Source organism: Flavobacterium sp., assembly GCF_003525665.1.
Lineage (GTDB): Bacteria > Bacteroidota > Bacteroidia > Flavobacteriales > Flavobacteriaceae > Flavobacterium.
In genome coordinates this window covers 1-493 of record NZ_DQDX01000067.1, presented here as the reverse complement: position 1 = coordinate 493, position 493 = coordinate 1, and the positions used below count along the sequence as shown (strand labels likewise).

Annotated in this window: 1 protein-coding gene; it reads right to left on the bottom strand. The window is 28.6% G+C overall.

What is annotated here, in order from left to right:
* Positions 1–59: 59 nt before the first annotated feature.
* Positions 60–464 (bottom strand): hypothetical protein, encoded by a 405-nt coding sequence (locus DIU01_RS04725; protein WP_290832092.1) that lies wholly within the window; start codon positions 462–464, stop codon positions 60–62.
* Between the last annotated feature and the right edge of the window lie 29 nt (positions 465–493).

The window sequence follows — 493 nt, the reverse complement described above, 5'->3', positions numbered from 1 at the left end:
GAACACAGATTTAAGAAATCAGAGAAATTTATGAAATTGATTTTTGATTTTTAAAATTGTTATTTGAAATTGACTCTATAACTTCCTTTTGCATTTTTACCAGTAAAGTACAAACGGTATTTTTTTCCTTTTTCTAGTGTAATCTCTTTTAGAACTTCACACTCCTTTGTCGTTTTGCAATAAAAAAAAGTTTGTTCATCCTCATCAATTAACTTTACCTCTAAGTTACCTGATTTAACTTTTGTAAAAGTCTCAAAACTCACCAAAGTGGTTTCATCAACTTCTAAAAACACGTAACAAGAACCAGTGAAATCAGAAAATGATGCTTTTGTAAAATCGGCTCCATTGCTATTGCTCCATTTTTTGTCTTTTACACCATCAACAAAATGCGTCCCACTTGATTTAATGTTTTGAGCATTTAAAATAGCCGTAAACAACACTAATAAAATTGCTAATTTTTTCATATTCTTTTGTCTTAATACTTAATACTTCA

What these genes read in the sequence shown, in the direction of transcription:
- DIU01_RS04725 (WP_290832092.1), bottom strand. Translation starts at nt 464, where the DNA reads ATGAAAAAATTAGCAATTTTATTAGTGTTGTTTACGGCTATTTTAAAT.